Origin of the sequence: Listeria monocytogenes, from assembly GCF_013282665.1 — a bacterium.
GTDB classification, from domain to species: domain Bacteria; phylum Bacillota; class Bacilli; order Lactobacillales; family Listeriaceae; genus Listeria; species Listeria monocytogenes_C.
The window spans coordinates 1641161-1660145 of the sequence record NZ_CP054041.1; the positions used below are offsets into that span (position 1 = coordinate 1641161).

Consider the following 18985-nt stretch of genomic DNA (forward strand, 5'->3'; position numbering starts at 1 on the left):
ATGGTACGAGCCCCTTACTTTATTTTTTATTCTTGTTGATGAGCTCTATAAATTTCTCAACAAGCTCAATCTCATCTGAACTCATCACATTTTTATCTAACCCATTACTATAAACTTGCGCTTCATACATTTTCGTTAGTCGTGAGAATTCTGTCGTTGTTAATTCAGCATCCACTCTGGCGCTAAAATGACGTAACGTTTCACTCGATTCGCGGACATAACCATAAGAAGCAAGTAATTTCATAAGTCTATGATAGGTTTTGCCAAATTCCGGACTATTTCTCAGAGAACGAAGCAATAAATAGCTACGAATTCTGCGTCTGAATATAATAGCTAGTGCGAGCATTACCACAACTAGTCCAGCAGGAATCCACCAAACCCAAGACGGAATTTCGATGTTAGAGGTCGTTGTTTCTGTTTTAGGTTCTTCTTTTTTCGGTGTTTCACCAGTGGAGCTGCTACCGTTATCTTGTTCTGGCGTTTTATCAGCTGTGTTTGGCGTTTCTGGCGTACTCGTACTATCATTAGGTGTTTCAGGTTTATTAGCGGTTTCCGTTGTTGGTTCTTGGAAGTTTTCGGGATTGGAGAATGTTGCTGTTGGCTCAAATGGAACCCATCCAGTACCTGGGAAAAATACTTCCGGCCAAGAATGTGCATTGTTATTTGTAATTGTGTAAGTCGTTTTAGCATCATTTTCTTTTTTCTCACCCTCACCGGGTGTGTAGCCCTTGGCCCATCTTGCTGGAATCCCAAGCGTTCGAAGCATGACTACCATAGAAGTAGAAAAATTGTCACAGTACCCAATTTGCGTTTCAAATAAGAATTGATCGACATAATCGGCTCCCCTAGGCGTTTCTTTCGCATCCTCTGTACTGTAAGTAAACGTGCCAGAAGTGCTTAAATAGCTTTCGATTGCTTTCGTTTTGTCATAGATCGAATCGGCGTCTTTCGTTACTTTATTCGCCAGTTTTGTCACCCGGTCTGGTAAGTCTTTTGGTGTTTGAGTATATTTGGAAACAAAAGTGTTAGAAAGTGTACTGAAGTCAGCATTCTGCATTTTTTCAATATTATAAACGGGGGTTTTTAATTGGACCGTATAATTTTTGATCGTATCCACAGGACCAACCCGCTCAATGGTTAAATTGGCACTAAATGAGTCTACTGCGCCATTAACTGTTTGTGTTCCATATGGATAAGGCATGTAATCACTAGAAGAAGCAAAGCTAATTTCGGCTGTGTTGGTAGCACCAGTTGTTTGTTCTGTAAGTTGAATAGGGAAATTATCACCAGAAGAGAAGGATATGACATCCCCAGAATTTGCATTTGCCCAGCCGGTTCCAGTATAGACCGTTTTCGATTCTACGCGCCAGTAGTGCCCTTTTTCCGCTCGAGCAGTGAATACAGTGGCATTATCCTTTTTGAGAGCACCACCAAGCGTTGTGTCGTCTTCACTATAACCAACCGTGCGCGTTGTATTAATTCCAAGCACATTTTTTATCGTTGGTATTGGATCAGGGAAAATCGGTGCTTTTTTCGGAAGCATTAACGAACTAAAAACAAATACGGCCAGTAATAAAATCACAAAAATATGATAAAACAAACCATTACGTTTCAAGGAGTCCGCGCTAATTCTATTTGGCGCTGCAATCCGACTTGCCAGTGCAAGATGAAGTAATAAAAATCCTTCTAATACAGTTCGGACGATGGCCCAATTACTATTATAATCTGTAAAGGTATTAATAACCGCTAAATAGGCAACAGTTAAAACTAAAACACTCATAACCCGCTGTTTGCGCAGAATACTATAAGTAGTAATATAACTCAAAAGCCATAAAGCAATTAAAAAAACGATTAAAATAAAGTCCATAGATATATCGGATGAGCGAAACTGTACCATATCTCTAAACCCATTAAAAGTAATTTGGAAAAAAGAACCAAGCCAGTTCCCTGCCAGAATACCACCTTTAGCATAGTAGATTCCTGAAACAATGATAATCATCACGACATGAAGCGGAATCGTCCAATAATATTTCAAACGGAGGAAAAAACTACCGAGTGAAAGGGTGATAAACAAAATAATCCAGTTTGCTGTAGAGAGTTCGGTCAGCTCAGCGAATGGATAAATCCACTCAGAGATAAGCAAAACAGATAGAATGAATAGCATGACAAGCGTTAAATATCTTTTCATTTAGCTTCACGCTCCCATCTGCTTAGAAGACTTGCTGGCTCAAGGAAAATCGCTGGAGCATCCATCGCTTTAGAATGCTCTGATGGAAAAGTAATGATTTGGAGTTGTTTATTATCCGTTAAACGAGTCACTTTTTGCATTAACATCGTATCAATACATGGTGTGAACAGAAGGATTTTCTCTCCAGAATGTAAATTACTATCAAGCGATTCTTGCAGCGTCAAACTATCTACCGAGGCTATTTCTGCAAAAGCAGTCGAAATATCTTGAAGTCTACTCGTACCCTTCGCCGGAGCAAATTTACTCGTTTGATCGCCTAAAAGTGTAACACGAATTTCTCCATTATCTTCGGAGATTTTGCGAATAAACGAGTAAGCCGCCCGAAGTGATAACTCAAAATTGGGATGGCTCGCCCCGTAAAAAATGACGGATAACCGCGATGTCGCACTATTTTCAAATTCTCGCGTCATTAGTTGGTCGCTTTTAGCAGAAGATTTCCAGTCAATAAGGGAAATGCGGTCACCAGAAGAGAATTCACGCAAACTGTGCAAATTGCTGTTTTTCTTAAGCGTCCAGTAAGCGGCATTGCGTTCGTTTTCTGGAGAAGATTCACTGATTTTTTCTAGTACATCCGGAAAATAGGTTGGATAAATAGTAAGCGTTTTTTCGGAAGATAGTTGGCGCGAACGCTCTAACAAGCCAAAAGCATCACTAGTTTCTACATCAACAGGTGGAAATGAATGAATCCCACGAACGCCTACAAATCCAGCCAATGTGACCATGAAATGCTTTTTAAAAAGCGGATAAACCACTTGTTGGCGAGCCCTCACTTTGCCAAAGGTAGCGGGTATTTTTTGTTGGAATAGCAAATAACCCACCGGATAACGCGATTTTCGAGTGAATGCTACTTGCATATCAATTAAATCGCCATCATGATAGGTATTTTTAACAAAATTCCGACTCACTTTCCACGCTTTTAGTGGATAAATCGAGGACAAAAATAAAAGTAACAGGATAAAACTAAAGAAATAGGTTAAAAACCAACTAGCCGTATCACCTTGAAATAACGTATAAGTCCAAAGCCCAGCGTAAATAATTAGCATAATAATCAACCGAGATGCTAATAAGAGGCGTTTTTTCAACATTTAGTTACCTCTTTTCTACCGGAACTGACGTGTTTTTCAAAATGGAAGCAATAATGGATTCGGCTGTTTCCTCATTATAATAAGCTTCAGACTTCAAAATGAGACGATGGGTGAAAATATACGGTGCTAAATACTGAATATCATCAGGAATTACATAATCTCGACCTTCAATAAGCGCAAAAGCTTGAGCGGCCTGCATGAACGCGAGCGAGCCACGCGGACTAATTCCGAGCGCAACAGAAGGGTGTTTTCGAGTCGCGTCAACTAAGCGAATAATATAATTTTTTAAAACATCATCTATAAAAACTTGTTTTGCTTTATTTTTTAGTTCCAGTAATTCGTCGAGCGTCACTACTTGCTTCGTTTGGTCAAGTGGATCTTGGTATTGTTTTAACGTAAGCAGCTGCATTTCTTCTTCGACTGTCGGGTAACCAATATTAATTTTAAGCAAAAACCGGTCTAATTGTGCTTCGGGAAGGGCGTACGTTCCTTCATATTCAATCGGATTTTGTGTCGCCATAACGAAAAATGGGTTGGCAAGTTTGCGCGTAATACCATCTACTGTCACACTGTTCTCAGCCATGCCTTCAAGTAAAGCGGCTTGGGTTCGAGGCGCAGTACGATTAATTTCATCCGCAAGAACAATATTTCCCATGACAGGACCCGGACGAAATTCAAAATCACGCGTTTCAGGATTGAAAATCGAAACCCCCGTCACATCTGCGGGAAGTAAATCTGGTGTAAATTGAATTCGTTTAAAAGAAACACCAATTGTTTTAGCAAGCGTGCGCACCATCATCGTTTTACCAACTCCGGGAACGTCTTCCAGTAATACGTGACCGCCTGCTAGTAGGGCAGTTAAGCTTAATTTAACAACATGTTGTTTACCGACAATTACTTTTTCAACTTCATTAATAATCTCATTTATTTTAATGGATGGCTCTATAGACATAATTTGCCTCCGTTTCTTATCGTAAGTTATTTAGTCAGAATATGTTTATTCATGGTTTAATGCTACTATAATAGGCCTTGAATGTAAAAGATTTAACGTGGCATGGACTTTTTCTAGGAGATTGTTTACACTTAGATTAACTGGAGGTGGCGAACTTTGAGCGTAAAATTGGCAGATTTAATGAAATTACCATCTTTAAAAGAAGCGAAAGTAGTCTCTGGAAAATCTGGATTATCGAAACTAGTTTCGTCTATTTCTGTTTTAGAATACACAGAAGTAGCTCTATTGGAAGATGATTTGTTTGATAATGATGAATTTTATGGTAGTGAAATTGTTGTATCTGCTTTTGTGAATATTCGTGATGATGTCGAGGCGCAGTGCCGTACAATTGAGCGATTACATAAGGTTGGCGAAGTTGCTTTAATTCTTTACTACGTGGGGATTTTTGTTCCGAAGATTGATCAAAAGCTGATTGATTTTGCAAACGAGCTTGATTTTACCATTATCGTGATGCCTGAAAATGAGATGTCACTTAGATATAGCGAAGTGATTTATGAAGTAGTAGAAGCAATTGTGAAGCAAGAAATGACAGATATCAACTTTGTAACTGAATCATTAGAACAGATTTCGAGTGTGCGACCGCCGCAACGAAATATTGATACGACGTTGAAAATTCTTTCTGATAGGACACATACTTCGCTCGTTTTAACAGATAATTCTTTCCAAGTAATTAATTCTATCACTTGGCCGCGAACCCGCCACTGGGATTTTGAACGGGTAATTGAAGCGTCCAAACAAATAGGTGAACACGAGCTCGTGCAACTTACTTTGGATGAACGTGATTTTTATACGGCCAGAAAACCGATTTTTCAAGACGGGATGCAAGCGATGCATTTATTTATGATGAAAGAAAAAGGCGCATTAACAGCCGATGTAGCCATGCAAATTACCGAAGTAGTCCAAGTGTTTATGAATTTATGGGGCAGAAACTATGTCGAAATTAGTACGGCTGAACTGATGAAAGCCATTTTAAATGATGAAAGTGTTAAAATGAGGCGACTTGGTAAGATTTTAAATGTGGATGTTTCTTCTATTAAATGGATGTGGCTTGTGAAAACAGCAGAAATTCGCGACAATGAGCAAGTTTTAGCTGAACTGAAAAGTTTTGTAGCTAGTCACTTCCAAGTTTCTTTAATTGATTTATTTGAAGACAATATCGTTGTTTTACTTGATAATTCAGTGGCACAGCGGGACCGGACACATACAGCAAATGAGTTTGCAATGATGATGAAAGAGTCTGGGATAGACTTAAAAATTACTGTTTGCCAAGGAATGGAGCAAACGTCAGATGTGCAAAGTGCTTATTCGCTTGTTAATGAATATAAAAATGCAGCGAATGCGATTTATGCGAACAAGTCCATTTATTCTCTTCAAGAAATTGATTTTGCCGCAAAATGTGTGGAAATAGTAGATCGGGGAGAATTAGCGATTGCAGAACAAATGAAACCACTGAAGTCTTTAGAGGATAATGAGGAATTAATTGAAACGCTGTCTGTGTTTTTACTGGAAGGTGAAGCTAATTATAATCATGCGGCTGAATTACTATTCCTGCATAAAAACACGATTAAATATCGAATACAACGAATCAATGAGTTGTTGCAATATCCAGCGACAAAAATCCCTGAATCTTACAATCTCTATTTAGCAGTGGCAATCCGACGTCTCCTTGGCGGAAATAACAATAATAATTAAAAATAGCACAGTTTTTGTCTAAATCGACAAAGATTGCGCTATTTTTTTTCAATTCTGATAAATACAAATGATAGCTAGTTCTTATATAATTAGTCATTAATATAACAAATTCAAGAAAAAAGGGGCGGAACATAATGACAGAGAAGAAATCAGTGGAGCAAACGCAATCCTGGCAGAGCTTAGCATTTGTGTGGACCGGAGCAATGATTTGTGTACCGAGTCTACTAGTTGGAGGAACTTTAATTTCAGGTATGCCTCTTTGGGAAGCAATTTTAATAGCACTTTTAGGATACGGCGTTATTGTTTTATTTATGATATATCAAGGAATGCAAAGCAGTGATTTAGGTATTCCGGCAGTTAGTGTAGCTTCACAAGTTTTTGGTGAACAAGGATCGAAAAAAATTATATCCATTCTTTTAGCAATTGCTTGTCTAGGATGGTTTGGTATTCAAGCCAATGTATGTGGCGCAGCATTTTCACAGTTTCTAGGTATTTATGGAATGAATGTTCCAGTACCAGTTTCTTCCTTGATTTGGGGAGTTATCATGTTACTTTCAGCTATTTATGGTATTCGTATTTTGAGTATTTTAAATTATATCGCAGTTCCAGTTTTATTATTTGTATGTATTTATGGTCTTGTTGTTTCTTTAAATGGTGGAGGACTAGCTATTGTTGAAAATTATAAACCAGCAGGTAATATGTCGTTTATGACGGGACTGGCAATTACAATTGGCTCATTTGCATTAGGCGCAGTAATTGCAGGAGATTATTCTCAATATACAAAATCGCGCAAAGACGTTGTAAAAGCAGCTATTGTTGGGATTTTACCATCTGGTGTGCTTATGATTACGGTTGGAGCAGTGCTTGCACTTACGGCGGGAACAGCTGATATATCTGTAGTATTCACCAATCTAGGCTTACCAGTTCTTGGGATTATCGGCCTGATACTTGCGGCATGGACCACCAATGCGGTCAACGCCTTTTCCGGTGGTATCGCAATTATTAATGTATTCAATATCTCTGAAAAATATCATAAAGTAGCTGTGGCAGTTGCGGGCGGACTTGGAACAATACTCGCGGTTATCGGAATTTTGAACCACTTTGTTCCGATTATGTCTGTACTTTCAGCAATGGTACCACCCGTTGCAGGAGTCATGATAGCCTCTTACTGGATTGTCCAAAAAGGCGACAAATCCAAATGGGCACCAGTACCGGGTGTCAACTGGCTTGGTGTAATTTCTTGGCTAGTTGGTGCGGTAATCGCGGGAATTCCAGTCATTTTGACATTTTTTAAAGAGCTACCACAATTACCAAATCAACCACTTATCGGCATTATCTTGTCGCTGGCTGTTTACTTAGTTGGGGCAAAAGTGTTAAGCGGGAAAACGAACAATGTAGAAAACTTGGAGGGGAAATAAATGCGTTATTTAGATGAACAAGCTATTGAAAATATCGCGATTGGTGCTGCGTTTCTTGGCACTGGTGGCGGCGGAGATCCATATATAGGGAAGATGATGGCATTAACTGCAATTAAAAAACATGGACCAATTAAACTTTTATCCCCAGACGAAATAGCGGATGATGATTATTTCATTCCAGCTGCGATGATGGGGGCGCCTTCTGTACTCATTGAAAAATTTCCTAAAGGCGACGAATTCGTTCGTGTATTTGAAAAGTTAGGTAGATATGTAGGCAAAGAAGTAAAAGGAACATTTCCAATGGAAGCTGGCGGAGTAAACTCAATGATTCCAATCGTTGTGGCTGCACAACTAGGATTGCCAATGGTAGACTGCGACGGCATGGGCCGAGCTTTTCCAGAACTACAAATGGTGACGTTCCATCTAGACGGGATTTCCGCAACACCAATGGCTATCACCGATGAAAAAGGTAATATTGGCATCATGGAAACGATTGATAATAAATGGACCGAACGACTTGCACGTGTGACAACGGTCGAAATGGGCGCGAGTTCTCTTGTGAGCCTGTATCCGTGTAACGGCGCGCAAATTAAGCAAAGCAGTATTAAAAATATCGTAACACTATCGGAAGAAATCGGTAAAGTAATCCGTGAAACTTCAATGGACGAAGCGGAAAAACTACAAAAACTATTAGATGTAACGCACGGTTATCATTTGTTCGAAGGGAAAATTACCGATGTTGTTCGGGAAACGCGTGCTGGCTTCAACTTTGGTCGTGTGAAAATCGACGGATTAAACAAAGACACGGGTAGCGAAGTCATTGTCCATTTCCAAAACGAAAATCTTGTTGCGGAGAAAAATGGCGAACCAATAGCGATTACACCAGATTTAATTTGCATGGTAGACCTTGAAACGCTGATGCCGGTAACGACGGAAGCGCTCAAATACGGTAAACGTGTCCGTGTAATGGCACTGCCAGCTGATGATGCTTGGAGAACGGACAAAGGTATCGAAACAGTCGGGCCGCGCTATTTCGGTTATGATGTCGATTTTGAACCACTAGAAGAACTTGTCAAAAAGGAGGAACGCCGTCATGTATAAAATTGGAATTGACGTTGGTGGTACAAACACCGATGCCGTCATTTTAGATGAAAATCAACAACTCATTCATAGTGTAAAAATGCCAACGAGTGAAGATATTGAAACAGGAATTACTGAGTCACTTCATCGCGTATTGAGCGAAACGGGCATTGATCGCTCGAAAGTAACGCACGCCATGCTTGGAACAACGCAGTGTACGAACGCGATTGTAGAACGTAAAAAATTAGCAAAAGTGGGCGTTCTTCGTTTAGGTTATCCGGCAACAGCATCCGTTTTACCATATACAGCTTGGCCGGAAGACATGGTTGGCTTTTTATCTGGAAAATATAAATTAACTGGTGGCGGCTATGAGTACGATGGTCAGGTGTTATCAGAAATCAACGAAGCAGAAATCCGTGAAACCTTAGCTAGTTGGAAAGGTGAAGTGGAATCCGTCGCAGTTGTTGGCGTCTTTTCTTCCTTGAAAAACGATCAGGAATTAGCTGTTCAAAAAATTATTGAAGAAGAACTTGGTGCAGATATTCCGGTTTCGATTTCCTCTTCCGTAGGTTCTGTTGGACTGATTGAACGCGAAAATGCGACGATTTTAAACGCAGCCCTTTTCAAAGTTATTGCGGCAACGAGTGATGGTTTTGAAAAAGCACTAGAACAAGAAGGAATTGAGCACGCTGAAATCTATCTTTGCCAAAACGACGGGACTTTAATGTCACTAAACTATGCAAGACAATTCCCGATTTTGACGATTGCCTGTGGACCAACGAACAGTATCCGCGGCGCATCCTATTTGGCGGGACTTAAAGACGCGATGGTTCTCGATGTTGGTGGCACGACTTCTGATATTGGAGTGCTGACGGATGGTTTTCCTAGAGAGTCCTCGCTTGCGGTGGATGTTGGTGGAGTGCGTACGAACTTTAGAATGCCAGACATTATTTCCATCGGGCTTGGTGGAGGAAGTATCGTTCGCGAAAAAGATGGCGACATAACAATCGGACCAGATAGCGTTGGCTACCGTATTTCCGAAGAAGCACTAGTTTTCGGAGGTAAAACGATGACCACAACGGACATCGCGGTTCGTCTAGGGATGGCTGAAATCGGTAACCCTGAATTAGTCGCACATATCCCAACCGATTTTGCCGAAAAAGCCTATAAAAAAATCGCTGACATGACCGAAGATGCGATTGATAAAATGAAAACCAGTTCGGGTAGTGTAAGCTTGGTGCTTGTTGGCGGTGGTAGCGTGATTATTCCAGACGAAATTTCTGGTGTTGCACAAATTTTCCGCGACAAAAACGGCCCAGTCGCCAACGCAATCGGCGCATCCATTTCCCAAATCAGTGGGCAATACGAACAAATCTACATCTATTCTCAAATCGAGCGGGAAGAAGCGCTCAAAGATGCTGAACAAAAAGCAAGAGAACAAGCAACTCTAGCTGGCGCAGTAACTGACTCGATTGAAGTGGTGGAAGTGGAAGAAATTCCATTGGCATATCATCCGGGTAATGCAACCAGATTGCGCGTGAAAGTTGTGGGGAATTTGGTTTAAGAAGAGTAAATAGTGGAGCATTGCTGACTTCAGGCTGGAAACGAAGTAAGAAATTACTTTATTTCCAGTCTGTTTTTTTATAACGGAACCCCATGTGTATAAAAATACACTTTATACACATGGGGTTCTAGTTCTAATTGAAATAGGTTATTTATTTGAACGATTTAATAGCTTGATTTATTTTCTCATGTATAAAATTATGTATATTAACACAATTTGTGTTATTTTGAACATAGATTCAAATAAATCAATTCTTAATGTATTGATTTTAGCCTAAAATAGGTCGTTCATGACAAGAATTGGACATTTCATTACATTTTTGGTTATACATTCATTTTCTATGCTATGGTTTTAGTAGGAACAACTATTTTGGTACAGGAAGTATGCTTGTAGTACATGTATTTCCTTCATTACAAACTATTTTTCAGAAACATATAAGCCACAACAAGTGAAATACTTTAAATAAATCTCATGTCTTAGGAAGTGTTGCTGAATGAAAAAGTATAAAAAATGGTGGATAACGATAGGTATAATATTCATTCTTAGTATTATTGGATATGTTTATTGGTTTGCAATCCCTAAACATACGGCGAATAAAGCAGTGGATAATTATCTAGCAGAACAAAAAATCAAATCTAGTCAAATTGATACAAGAGTGATAAAGAAAGATTGGAAGATGGGTGGTTATCTTACAAAGATAGTTTTTAAAGATGATCCAAAGCTAAAGTATGAATATAGTTATGATGAAAGAATAGACTTACCTTACCATATTTATGTCAGTGCTTTTAAAGAGGGCTCAAGTCAAGAGGATAATCAGATGAAACACCCACCATTACAAGAGCAAAATGATTAAAACAAAAACACAAGCATTTCAAGTAAGCAGTACTACTGCTTACTTTTTTGTATTACTTTGATGTAGGCTCCACGTTCACTCTTTATCTTCGCCTCTTGATTCATTTCACGTACTTTTTCTGAAAGCTCATCCGCTGGAATAAGCCGCCCATCCACCAAAACAGAGGGATTTATCAAACGCATTTTCTTCTTATGATGATAATTAAAGTCCACCTCATTTTCTTCCAAATGGGGACTCTCGAGCAACTGAATTTTCTCCCGAGCATCTGAATTCGCATTCAATTTAGCTAACAATTCAGCATCAGTCAACCGAAGATCAGCCGTCGTAATCGTCTCCTGCTGAAACGCAATGCGCATTGCTTCCGCCAAAATCTCATAACTATAAACATTCAGCGGATCATAAAAATAATCAATCACTTCCGAATAATATTGCGCAACAAACCATTCTGCAAGAGCGATATTTGCCAAATAAAGCCGCCCATCAACCATTACTAAAGCCTGCAAAAATTCCTCCACCTCAGCCAAACTAATTTTTCCGTGTCGATACAAATCTTGCAGCGTGTAATCAATCCGGTCAGCACAAAGCTCCGGGGCTTCTTGCTCCAAAATGGTCCACTTCGAAATATCATCAAAAACCCCTTCAAAAGAATAACCATACTTCTCTAAAATGGCAGGAATCGTCGAAGTTTTTACAAAGTCCTCAAAAATCTGCTCATGATAATCTTCCTCTTCAAAATCAAGCGCATAATCCACCACATGCGAAAAAGCAGTGTGCGATACGTCGTGCAGTAAGCCAGCAATTTGCTCCTCCAAAGAGCCACCGAACTTCCTAATAAAAAGCATCACACCAATCGAATGATCAAGCCGGCTAAGGTCCCAAAGCGGATTTACTAAATAACTCGAGCCACCTTGATGCACGTATGCTAGCCGTGAAACCAATGGGCTCTGGATTAGTTCAGCCAAAACAGGTTCTATTTCAAATGTTCCGTAGAGCGGGTCTGTCATTTTCATCATATTCACCTCTTTTTTTTAATTATATATTAGCGAACAAACGTTTTCCATGTTTTCCCTAGCAATTCCAATTTTGCTGAGAAAGCTTATAAAAAAATTATTGAAATAACCGAGGATGCGCTTGGCAAAATGAAAACCAGCTCGAGTGGTGTAAGGCTAGTTCTTGTTGGCGGTGGTAGTGTGATTATTCTCGACGAAATCTCTGGTGTTGCAAAAATTTTCCGCGATAAAAATGACCCATTCGCCAACGCAATCGGCACATCTATTTACCAAATCAAGCGGGATGAAGCGCTGCAAGATGCCGAGCAAATAGCGAGAGAACAACCAACCTAAGCCGGCTCAGTGACTGACTCGGTTGAAGTAGTGGAACATTCCAGTCATTTTTTATAAAGTAATCCCACGTGTATAAAAATACGTTTTATACACGTGGGATTATAGTTCTATATGAAAAAGGTTATTTATTAGAAGGTTTAAATGGCTTATTTTATTTTTCAATGTATAAAATTATGTATATTGACACAATTTGTGTTATTTTGAACATAAATTTAAGTAAATCAATTCTTAATGTATTGATTTTCGTCTAAAATAGGTCGTTCATGACAAGAATCGGACATTTCATTACATTTTTGGTTATACATTCATTTTTTATGCTATGGTTTTAGTAGGAACAACTATTTGATTAATGCATAGAAAAGAGGGAGCATAATGAAAAAAAGGTTAATAGGTGTTATTACAGCATTATTGTTAGTAAGTGGGATTTTGCTATCTCCGCAGATGGCTCAGGCGGAAACAAAAGTGGATTATGACGCATTGTATCAACAGGGAGTATCTGAAGGGATTATTAATAAAGCAGATGTAAGCTTAGAAACATGGATAAAAGAGAATGAAAGTGAGTATAATCAAGTCTATCAAGATGGTTTAAAAGACGGTGTTTATGATGCGTCGATGTCTTATGAAGAATGGATAAAGTTAAACAACTATGGTCAACCTCCTGTAGTGGATGAAAATTGGGAAGAAGTTCCACAGAAGCCAATGCTTAAAGGTGTGTATAAAGGTTATAATATTAAAAAAGGGGACATTCTGATTACAAATGGAACATCTTCTTCTGGATTACTAGGGCATTCTGCTATTGCGAATGGGAATGAGTATATACTAGATATTCCTGGCAAAGGAGAAACAACGAGACAAAAAACTACAAGTTGGTGGATGGATTATTATGATACAAGAGGTTGGGTAAAAGTTTACCGTCTGAAGGATAGTTCAGTTGCGAATGCCGCAGCTAGCTGGGCTGATAAAAATTACTATTCAACAAACGGTACATCCAAACAAAATATTTTCCCCAAATACGGTATGACAGGAAGTCGATATAGTAAGAATCCGACTTACTGTTCTAAGATTGTACTTCAAGCCTATTATTTCGGAACAGGAAATAAGCCTGTTGTGCAAGTATTTCCGTCCTTAGTTACCGTGTATGATTTACCAAACTATTTTTCAAAAGCATATAAGCCACAACAAGTGAAATACTTTAAATAAATCTCATGTCTTAGGAAGTGTAACTAAATGAAAAAGTATAAAAAATGGTGGATAACAATAGGTATAATATTCATTCTTAGTATTATTGGATACGTTTATTGGTTTGCAATTCCCAAACATACGGCGAATAAAGCAGTGGATAATTATCTAGCAGAGCAAAAAATCAAATCCAATCAAATTGAAACTAGGGTGATAAAGAAAGATTGGAAAATGGGTGGTTATCTTACAAAAATAGTTTTTAAAGATGATTCAAAACTAAAGTATGAATATAGCTATGATGAAAGAATAGACTTACCTTACCATATTTTTCTGGATGCTTATAAAGATGGTTCGGGACAAACAGAAGGCGAGATGAAACACCCACCATTACAAGAACAATTGGAAGAGATGAATAAATCGAAGTAGCAGTAAATTAAGCGGAGTTAAGAACTCGCTAATTTAGTCTGATAGCAATTGTGGATTATTAATAACAATAAGCTTTAGAAGAGGAGGCACATTTTCGCCTCCTCTTTTTATATGTCTATAATAAATTACATTTTATTTTGATACGAATCAATAGGGGATTTTTTATTATCTAAATAGGATATACTTCATAAAACTCGTTCAAGTATATAATAAAGCACCAATCTCTCCCATGCTTTCCCTAGCAATTCCAACCCCACCTGAGATACAATTAACCCAAACAAACGAAACGGGGCGGATGCCATGGCGGAATCACTCATTACTAAAAAAGCGATTGCTGGTGGGCTGATGGAGCTTTGTCAGCATAAGCGGTTTGAAAAAATTAGTATTGCGGATATTACGAATATTTGTGGGCTTAATCGGCAAACTTTTTACTACCATTTTACGGATAAATACGATTTGCTTACTTGGACGTATGAAAATGACTTTTTCCATTGTTTGGCGGATGGAATTACGCTTGAAAATTGGGATAAGCATGTGCTGAAAATGCTGGAATCGATTAAAGAAAATGCTGATTTCTATAAAAATACGGTTTCCGCGGATGCGAGTATCCTTTCTTTTTGCTTTTCAAAACTAACGAATTCGCTGTTTATGGATTTATTTGAAAAAATTGATACGAATGGAGCCGTGAACGAGGCAGATCGGGTGTTTTATGCGGAATTCTTTTCTTACGGATGCTCGGGTGTACTGATTAAATGGATTACACGCGGTTTCAAAGAGGCTCCAGAAACGATTGCGAACCAGCTATTTCGACTTGCGAAGGATACGGAGTTTTTGGCAAACAGCATGTACCGCGAAAACTAGACAATATCGCTAATTTGTCTAAAAACCAGACATAAGCGTTCTTTTGCCCAGATTAAAAGCGAACGAGGCGAGGTATACTATCTGTATCAAGAAATTGGAGGAGATAGTGATGAAAAATAAAAAACGTACGCTAGTCGCTCTAACTGGGGCTGCAATTGGAACAGGGATTGCCGCAAAGAAAATTTCTGAACAAAAGGCTGCTGAAAAAGAACGGGCAGTGGATGAAGCAATTAAAGCGCGCTATTATGGTGACAAACAAGTGTATTTCGTCGGTGGCGGGATTGCTAGTTTGGCGGGAGCTGTTTATTTAATTCGCGATGCCAATTTTGATGGGAAAAATATCCATATTATTGAAGGTATGCATATTTTAGGTGGAAGTAATGATGGAGCCGGAAGCGTGGAACATGGCTTTGTTTGTCGCGGTGGTCGGATGTTGAATGAAGAAACTTATGAAAATTTCTGGGATTTATTTAGTAGTATTCCGTCGCTTGATATGCCGAACTTTAGTGTTACTGAAGAGATTTTGAATTTTGACCATTTACATCCAACCCATGCGCAAGCAAGATTAGTGGATAAAGATCGCAATATCCTCGATGCGCATTCGATGGGATTTAATAATAATGACCGGATGTTGATGACGAAACTGCTCGCTACTCCGGAAGAAAAACTGGATAATTTAACGATACGTGATTGGTTTGATGAACACTTTTTTGAAACGAATTTTTGGTATATGTGGCAAACCACTTTTGCTTTCCAAAAATGGAGCAGCTTGTTTGAATTTAGACGTTATATGAATCGGATGATGTTAGAATTTAGTCGGATTGATACGCTGGAAGGTGTAACGAGAACACCGCTAAACCAATACGAAAGCTTGATTTTACCTTTAAAAACATTTTTAGATAAACACCATGTTGATTTTACGATTAATCAAACGGTGGAAGATATTGATTTCAAAGATGCGCCTGGAATTACAGCGACAGCACTTCATTTATCGGATGGATCCACTATCGAACTTGACCCGGACGATGATGTGATTATGACGAATGCTTGTATGACGGATAGCGCAACTCTTGGCGATATGAATACACCTGCACCAAAACCAGAAGAAAAACCAATTTCCGGTGAGCTTTGGTACAAAGTCGCGCAAAAGAAACCAAACTTAGGTAATCCAGAGCCATTTTTCGGTCATGAAGAAGAAACAAACTGGCAAAGCTTTACCGTCACTTGTCATGGCGATAAATTATTAAAACGCATTGAACGCTTCACAGGGAACATTCCAGGAAGTGGTGCGCTCATGACATTTAAAGATTCTAATTGGTTAATGAGCACTGTTGTGGCCGCACAACCTCATTTTAAAGCGCAAGATGCAAACACTACGATTTTCTGGGGTTACGGATTATATCCAGACCGCGTAGGTGATTTCGTGAAAAAACCGATGAAAGAATGTACTGGGGAAGAAATTTTATATGAATTAATGTGTCATTTGAACTGGCAAGACGATTTTGAAGAAATTAAAGCGGATATTATCAATGTAATTCCGTGCTACATGCCATACATCGATGCGCAATTCGAGCCACGAGCAATGAGCGATCGTCCGGCAGTTGTTCCGGAAGGTAGTACAAACTTTGCGATGATTAGCCAATTTGTGGAAATTCCAAAAGATATGGTTTTCACCGAAGAATATTCCGTTCGCGCTGCTAGAATCGCCGTGTATACGTTACTTGATATCGATAAAAAAATCTGCCCAGTAACACCACATAATCGTGATCCAAAAGTGCTAGCGAAAGCAACGCAAACCATGTTTAGATAAAGTGAAAAAGTAGCTATTTGTTACAGAATAGCTACTTTTTTTTGTGCGAGACAGGACAAACGGCTGATATTTACGAAATAGCATTGCTTGTGAACCATAAAACAGCTATAATCTTTATAGACGAAAACAAGACCTGAAAAGAGGCTGAACAATGGAAAAAAGCTCCATTTATGGATTAACATGGACAAAATTAACAGAATGGCTAGAAGCACACGGTCAAAAGAAATTCCGCGCAACACAAGTGTGGGACTGGCTCTATAGAAAACGTGTCAAAACTTTTGAAGAAATGAGTAACGTTCCAAAAGAAACAATTGAACTTTTAACAGCGAATTTTGTGATGAACACTTTAGAAGAACAAGTGGTGCAAGAATCGGCAGACGGCACGACGAAATATTTATTTAAGCTGAGTGACGGGAACTTAATTGAGACCGTGATGATGAAGCAAGAATATGGCTTGTCGGTTTGTGTAACGACCCAAGTTGGCTGTAATATCGGCTGTACTTTTTGTGCGAGTGGTCTTTTGAAAAAGAGTCGCGACTTAACTGCTGGCGAAATTGTGGAACAAATTATGAATGTACAGCATTATTTGGATGGACGTAATTTGGAAGAACGCGTGAGTCACGTGGTTGTAATGGGAATCGGGGAACCGTTTGATAATTACGATAATGTGATGGATTTCTTGCGTGTGATTAATCATGACAAAGGTCTAGCAATCGGCGCGCGCCATATCACTGTTTCAACAAGTGGTCTTGCACCGCGCATTATTGATTTTGCCAATGAGGATTTCCAAGTCAACTTAGCGATTTCCCTTCATGCGCCGAACAATGAACTGCGGACGAGCATTATGCGTATTAACAAGACATATTCAATTGAGAAATTGATGGAAGCAATCCATTATTACGTGAACAAAACTAACCGCCGAATCACGTTTGAATACATTATGTTAAAAGGTGTAAACGACCATAAAAAAGAAGCGCTCGAACTTGCGGCACTTCTCGGCGAACATCGTCATTTAGCTTATGTTAACTTGATTCCTTACAACCCGGTGGACGAGCATATCGATTATGAACGTAGCACAAAAGAAGACGTACTCGCTTTCTATGATACGCTTAAGAAAAATGGTATTAATTGTGTTATTCGCCGCGAACACGGGACAGATATTGATGCTGCGTGTGGGCAACTTCGTAGTAAACAAATCAAACGAGTTGGCGTGCGCGAACGGATGAAACAAAAACAAGCAGCAGCAGAAGAATAATAATTCAAACTATCTGGTTTCCATTTGGAGATTGGATAGTTTTTGTTTATACTTAAGGTACCGAAAGCAATTGAAGGAGGACAAAAGTCATGGAAGTAGAAATTGTCGAACGAAATGCTTTTACAGCTGTGGGGAAAAAACGAACTTTTTCGGTTGAAAACGATGCGCAAAAAGAAAAAATCAGCCAATTTTGGCAAGAAGCAAACGCAAATGGCGATGCCGAACGAATCAACGAATTAGCTGAATTTGCAACAATTGATGGTATTTTAGGTGTCTGCCAAATGAACGGCGACAAAATGGACTATTATATCGCAATTGAATCCGAACTCACTCCGCCAGAAGACATGGAACAACTAACCATCCCAGCAAGTAAATGGGCCATCTTCCAATCAGTCGGTCCACTACCCAACGCAATCCAAAAAGTGTGGGAATACATTTACGGCGAATGGTTCCAAACATGCAACTACACCCATGGAAACGCTCCAGAACTAGAAGTCTACACAGAAGGCGACACGACTGCCGCTGATTATTATTCCGAAGTTTGGATTCCGGTGGTTGAAAAAGACTAACAAACGAAAGAACAAATTTCATTAATTGTGAAATTTGTTCTTTTTAAATCCCACTCCAAACCCATTCCCTAAAATTGACATTGAGAATCATTATCAATATAATGAAAGGAACTAGCCTATTATACATACAATACAATTATCCAAGGGGGATTTAAGAATGATTATTGTAACTAATACGATTAAGGTAGAAAAAGGCGCAGCAGAGCATGTGATCCGTCAGTTCACAGGCGCAAATGGCGACGGACATCCAACAAAAGATATTGCAGAAGTAGAAGGTTTCCTAGGCTTCGAACTATGGCACAGCAAACCAGAAGACAAAGACTATGAAGAAGTAGTAGTAACAAGCAAATGGGAAAGCGAAGAAGCTCAACGCAATTGGGTGAAAAGCGATTCCTTCAAAAAAGCACACGGCAGAACAAAAGACACTAGAGAACAAAGAGAAGATCGCAAAGGCATCGTAGGAAATGCAATCGCTCGTTTTGAAGTGGTTCATGTGCAAAACCCTGTGATTGTTGAAAAATAAGAAGTGAATGAACAAGCCGTTTCGAGGTAGATGGCTTGTTTTTTGTTTTCAGATGAGAAAATAAATA

At 39.1% G+C, this 18985-nt stretch carries 16 protein-coding genes and 1 pseudogene; 13 read left to right on the top strand and 4 right to left on the bottom strand.

What is annotated here, in order from left to right:
• Nucleotides 1-19: 19 nt before the first annotated feature.
• From HRK21_RS08255 to HRK21_RS08265, 3 genes are read right to left on the bottom strand one after another with little or no spacing between them, the layout of a single operon-like run.
• Entirely contained in the window at nt 20-2188 is a 2169-nt protein-coding gene (locus tag HRK21_RS08255) for a transglutaminase TgpA family protein (RefSeq protein WP_070005762.1), read from the bottom strand.
• Nucleotides 2185-3333 carry a DUF58 domain-containing protein gene (locus tag HRK21_RS08260; RefSeq protein ID WP_070005763.1) on the bottom strand — a complete coding sequence of 383 codons (1149 nt, stop codon included), beginning with the start codon at nt 3331-3333 and terminating at the stop codon, nt 2185-2187. The genes HRK21_RS08255 and HRK21_RS08260 overlap by 4 nt, the downstream gene beginning before the upstream one ends.
• Nucleotides 3334-3337: 4 nt before the next feature.
• On the bottom strand, nt 3338-4285 hold the full coding sequence (locus HRK21_RS08265) for an AAA family ATPase (RefSeq protein WP_070005764.1): 948 nt from the start codon (nt 4283-4285) through the stop codon (nt 3338-3340).
• A 156-nt stretch (nt 4286-4441) separates the two neighbouring features.
• Between HRK21_RS08265 and HRK21_RS08270 the strand changes: the two genes are divergently transcribed.
• The 5 genes from HRK21_RS08270 (at nt 4442) to HRK21_RS08290 (ending at nt 10952) form a co-directional block, all read left to right on the top strand.
• Entirely contained in the window at nt 4442-6037 is a 1596-nt protein-coding gene (locus HRK21_RS08270) for a PucR family transcriptional regulator (RefSeq protein ID WP_070005765.1), read from the top strand.
• 134 nt (nt 6038-6171) lie between these two features.
• A complete protein-coding gene (locus tag HRK21_RS08275) occupies nt 6172-7455 on the top strand; it encodes a cytosine permease (protein WP_003738177.1) in 1284 nt (427 codons plus the stop codon).
• On the top strand, nt 7456-8556 hold the full coding sequence (locus HRK21_RS08280) for an S-methyl thiohydantoin desulfurase family protein (protein WP_070005766.1): 1101 nt from the start codon (nt 7456-7458) through the stop codon (nt 8554-8556). It abuts the gene before it with no gap.
• Nucleotides 8549-10099 (top strand): hydantoinase/oxoprolinase N-terminal domain-containing protein, encoded by a 1551-nt coding sequence (locus tag HRK21_RS08285; RefSeq protein WP_070005767.1) that lies wholly within the window; start codon nt 8549-8551, stop codon nt 10097-10099. The genes HRK21_RS08280 and HRK21_RS08285 overlap by 8 nt, the downstream gene beginning before the upstream one ends.
• Nucleotides 10100-10592: 493 nt before the next feature.
• The gene (locus tag HRK21_RS08290; protein ID WP_003738181.1) at nt 10593-10952 is read left to right on the top strand and encodes a DUF3139 domain-containing protein; all 360 of its coding nucleotides are present in this window, start codon (nt 10593-10595) and stop codon (nt 10950-10952) included.
• Between the two features lie 32 nt (nt 10953-10984).
• On the opposite strand, the gene HRK21_RS08295 is transcribed toward HRK21_RS08290, so the two are convergent.
• Complete coding sequence (locus HRK21_RS08295) at nt 10985-11962, bottom strand: HD domain-containing protein (RefSeq protein WP_070005768.1); 978 nt, start codon at nt 11960-11962, stop codon at nt 10985-10987.
• Nucleotides 11963-12028: 66 nt separating this feature from the next.
• On the opposite strand from HRK21_RS08295, the pseudogene HRK21_RS08300 reads away from it, so the two are divergent.
• From HRK21_RS08300 to isdG, 8 genes and pseudogenes are all read left to right on the top strand, one after another.
• Nucleotides 12029-12292, top strand: a pseudogene (locus tag HRK21_RS08300) (hydantoinase/oxoprolinase family protein); the annotation flags it as partial.
• Between the two features lie 375 nt (nt 12293-12667).
• On the top strand, nt 12668-13495 hold the full coding sequence (locus HRK21_RS08305) for a hypothetical protein (protein ID WP_070005769.1): 828 nt from the start codon (nt 12668-12670) through the stop codon (nt 13493-13495).
• A 27-nt stretch (nt 13496-13522) separates the two neighbouring features.
• Nucleotides 13523-13900: a DUF3139 domain-containing protein gene (locus HRK21_RS08310; RefSeq protein ID WP_069889774.1), complete on the top strand. Its 378-nt coding sequence runs from the start codon at nt 13523-13525 to the stop codon at nt 13898-13900.
• Nucleotides 13901-14200: 300 nt separating this feature from the next.
• Nucleotides 14201-14761 carry a TetR/AcrR family transcriptional regulator gene (locus HRK21_RS08315; RefSeq protein ID WP_003735640.1) on the top strand — a complete coding sequence of 187 codons (561 nt, stop codon included), beginning with the start codon at nt 14201-14203 and terminating at the stop codon, nt 14759-14761.
• Nucleotides 14762-14870: 109 nt separating this feature from the next.
• Nucleotides 14871-16571 (top strand): oleate hydratase, encoded by a 1701-nt coding sequence (locus tag HRK21_RS08320; RefSeq protein WP_070005770.1) that lies wholly within the window; start codon nt 14871-14873, stop codon nt 16569-16571.
• Nucleotides 16572-16722: 151 nt separating this feature from the next.
• Nucleotides 16723-17826, top strand: coding sequence for a dual-specificity RNA methyltransferase RlmN (rlmN, locus tag HRK21_RS08325; RefSeq protein WP_003738184.1), 1104 nt, complete (start codon nt 16723-16725; stop codon nt 17824-17826).
• Nucleotides 17827-17915: 89 nt separating this feature from the next.
• Nucleotides 17916-18395, top strand: a complete 480-nt coding sequence (locus tag HRK21_RS08330) for a GyrI-like domain-containing protein (RefSeq protein ID WP_070005771.1) — start codon at nt 17916-17918, stop codon at nt 18393-18395.
• Between the two features lie 157 nt (nt 18396-18552).
• Entirely contained in the window at nt 18553-18918 is a 366-nt protein-coding gene (gene isdG, locus HRK21_RS08335; protein ID WP_003721271.1) for a heme oxygenase IsdG, read from the top strand.
• Nucleotides 18919-18985: the final 67 nt, after the last annotated feature.

Excerpts from the sequence above, each read along its gene's own strand:
- HRK21_RS08290 (WP_003738181.1), top strand. The coding sequence starts at position 10,593 with ATGAAAAAGTATAAAAAATGGTGGATAACGATAGGTATAATATTCATT.
- HRK21_RS08305 (WP_070005769.1), top strand. The coding sequence starts at position 12,668 with ATGAAAAAAAGGTTAATAGGTGTTATTACAGCATTATTGTTAGTAAGT.
- HRK21_RS08295 (WP_070005768.1), bottom strand. The coding sequence starts at position 11,962 with ATGAAAATGACAGACCCGCTCTACGGAACATTTGAAATAGAACCTGTT.
- isdG (WP_003721271.1), top strand. The coding sequence starts at position 18,553 with ATGATTATTGTAACTAATACGATTAAGGTAGAAAAAGGCGCAGCAGAG.
- HRK21_RS08260 (WP_070005763.1), bottom strand. The coding sequence starts at position 3,333 with ATGTTGAAAAAACGCCTCTTATTAGCATCTCGGTTGATTATTATGCTA.
- HRK21_RS08330 (WP_070005771.1), top strand. The coding sequence starts at position 17,916 with ATGGAAGTAGAAATTGTCGAACGAAATGCTTTTACAGCTGTGGGGAAA.
- rlmN (WP_003738184.1), top strand. The coding sequence starts at position 16,723 with ATGGAAAAAAGCTCCATTTATGGATTAACATGGACAAAATTAACAGAA.
- HRK21_RS08280 (WP_070005766.1), top strand. The coding sequence starts at position 7,456 with ATGCGTTATTTAGATGAACAAGCTATTGAAAATATCGCGATTGGTGCT.
- HRK21_RS08315 (WP_003735640.1), top strand. The coding sequence starts at position 14,201 with ATGGCGGAATCACTCATTACTAAAAAAGCGATTGCTGGTGGGCTGATG.
- HRK21_RS08310 (WP_069889774.1), top strand. The coding sequence starts at position 13,523 with ATGAAAAAGTATAAAAAATGGTGGATAACAATAGGTATAATATTCATT.
- HRK21_RS08255 (WP_070005762.1), bottom strand. The coding sequence starts at position 2,188 with ATGAAAAGATATTTAACGCTTGTCATGCTATTCATTCTATCTGTTTTG.
- HRK21_RS08265 (WP_070005764.1), bottom strand. The coding sequence starts at position 4,285 with ATGTCTATAGAGCCATCCATTAAAATAAATGAGATTATTAATGAAGTT.
- HRK21_RS08320 (WP_070005770.1), top strand. The coding sequence starts at position 14,871 with ATGAAAAATAAAAAACGTACGCTAGTCGCTCTAACTGGGGCTGCAATT.
- HRK21_RS08275 (WP_003738177.1), top strand. The coding sequence starts at position 6,172 with ATGACAGAGAAGAAATCAGTGGAGCAAACGCAATCCTGGCAGAGCTTA.
- HRK21_RS08285 (WP_070005767.1), top strand. The coding sequence starts at position 8,549 with ATGTATAAAATTGGAATTGACGTTGGTGGTACAAACACCGATGCCGTC.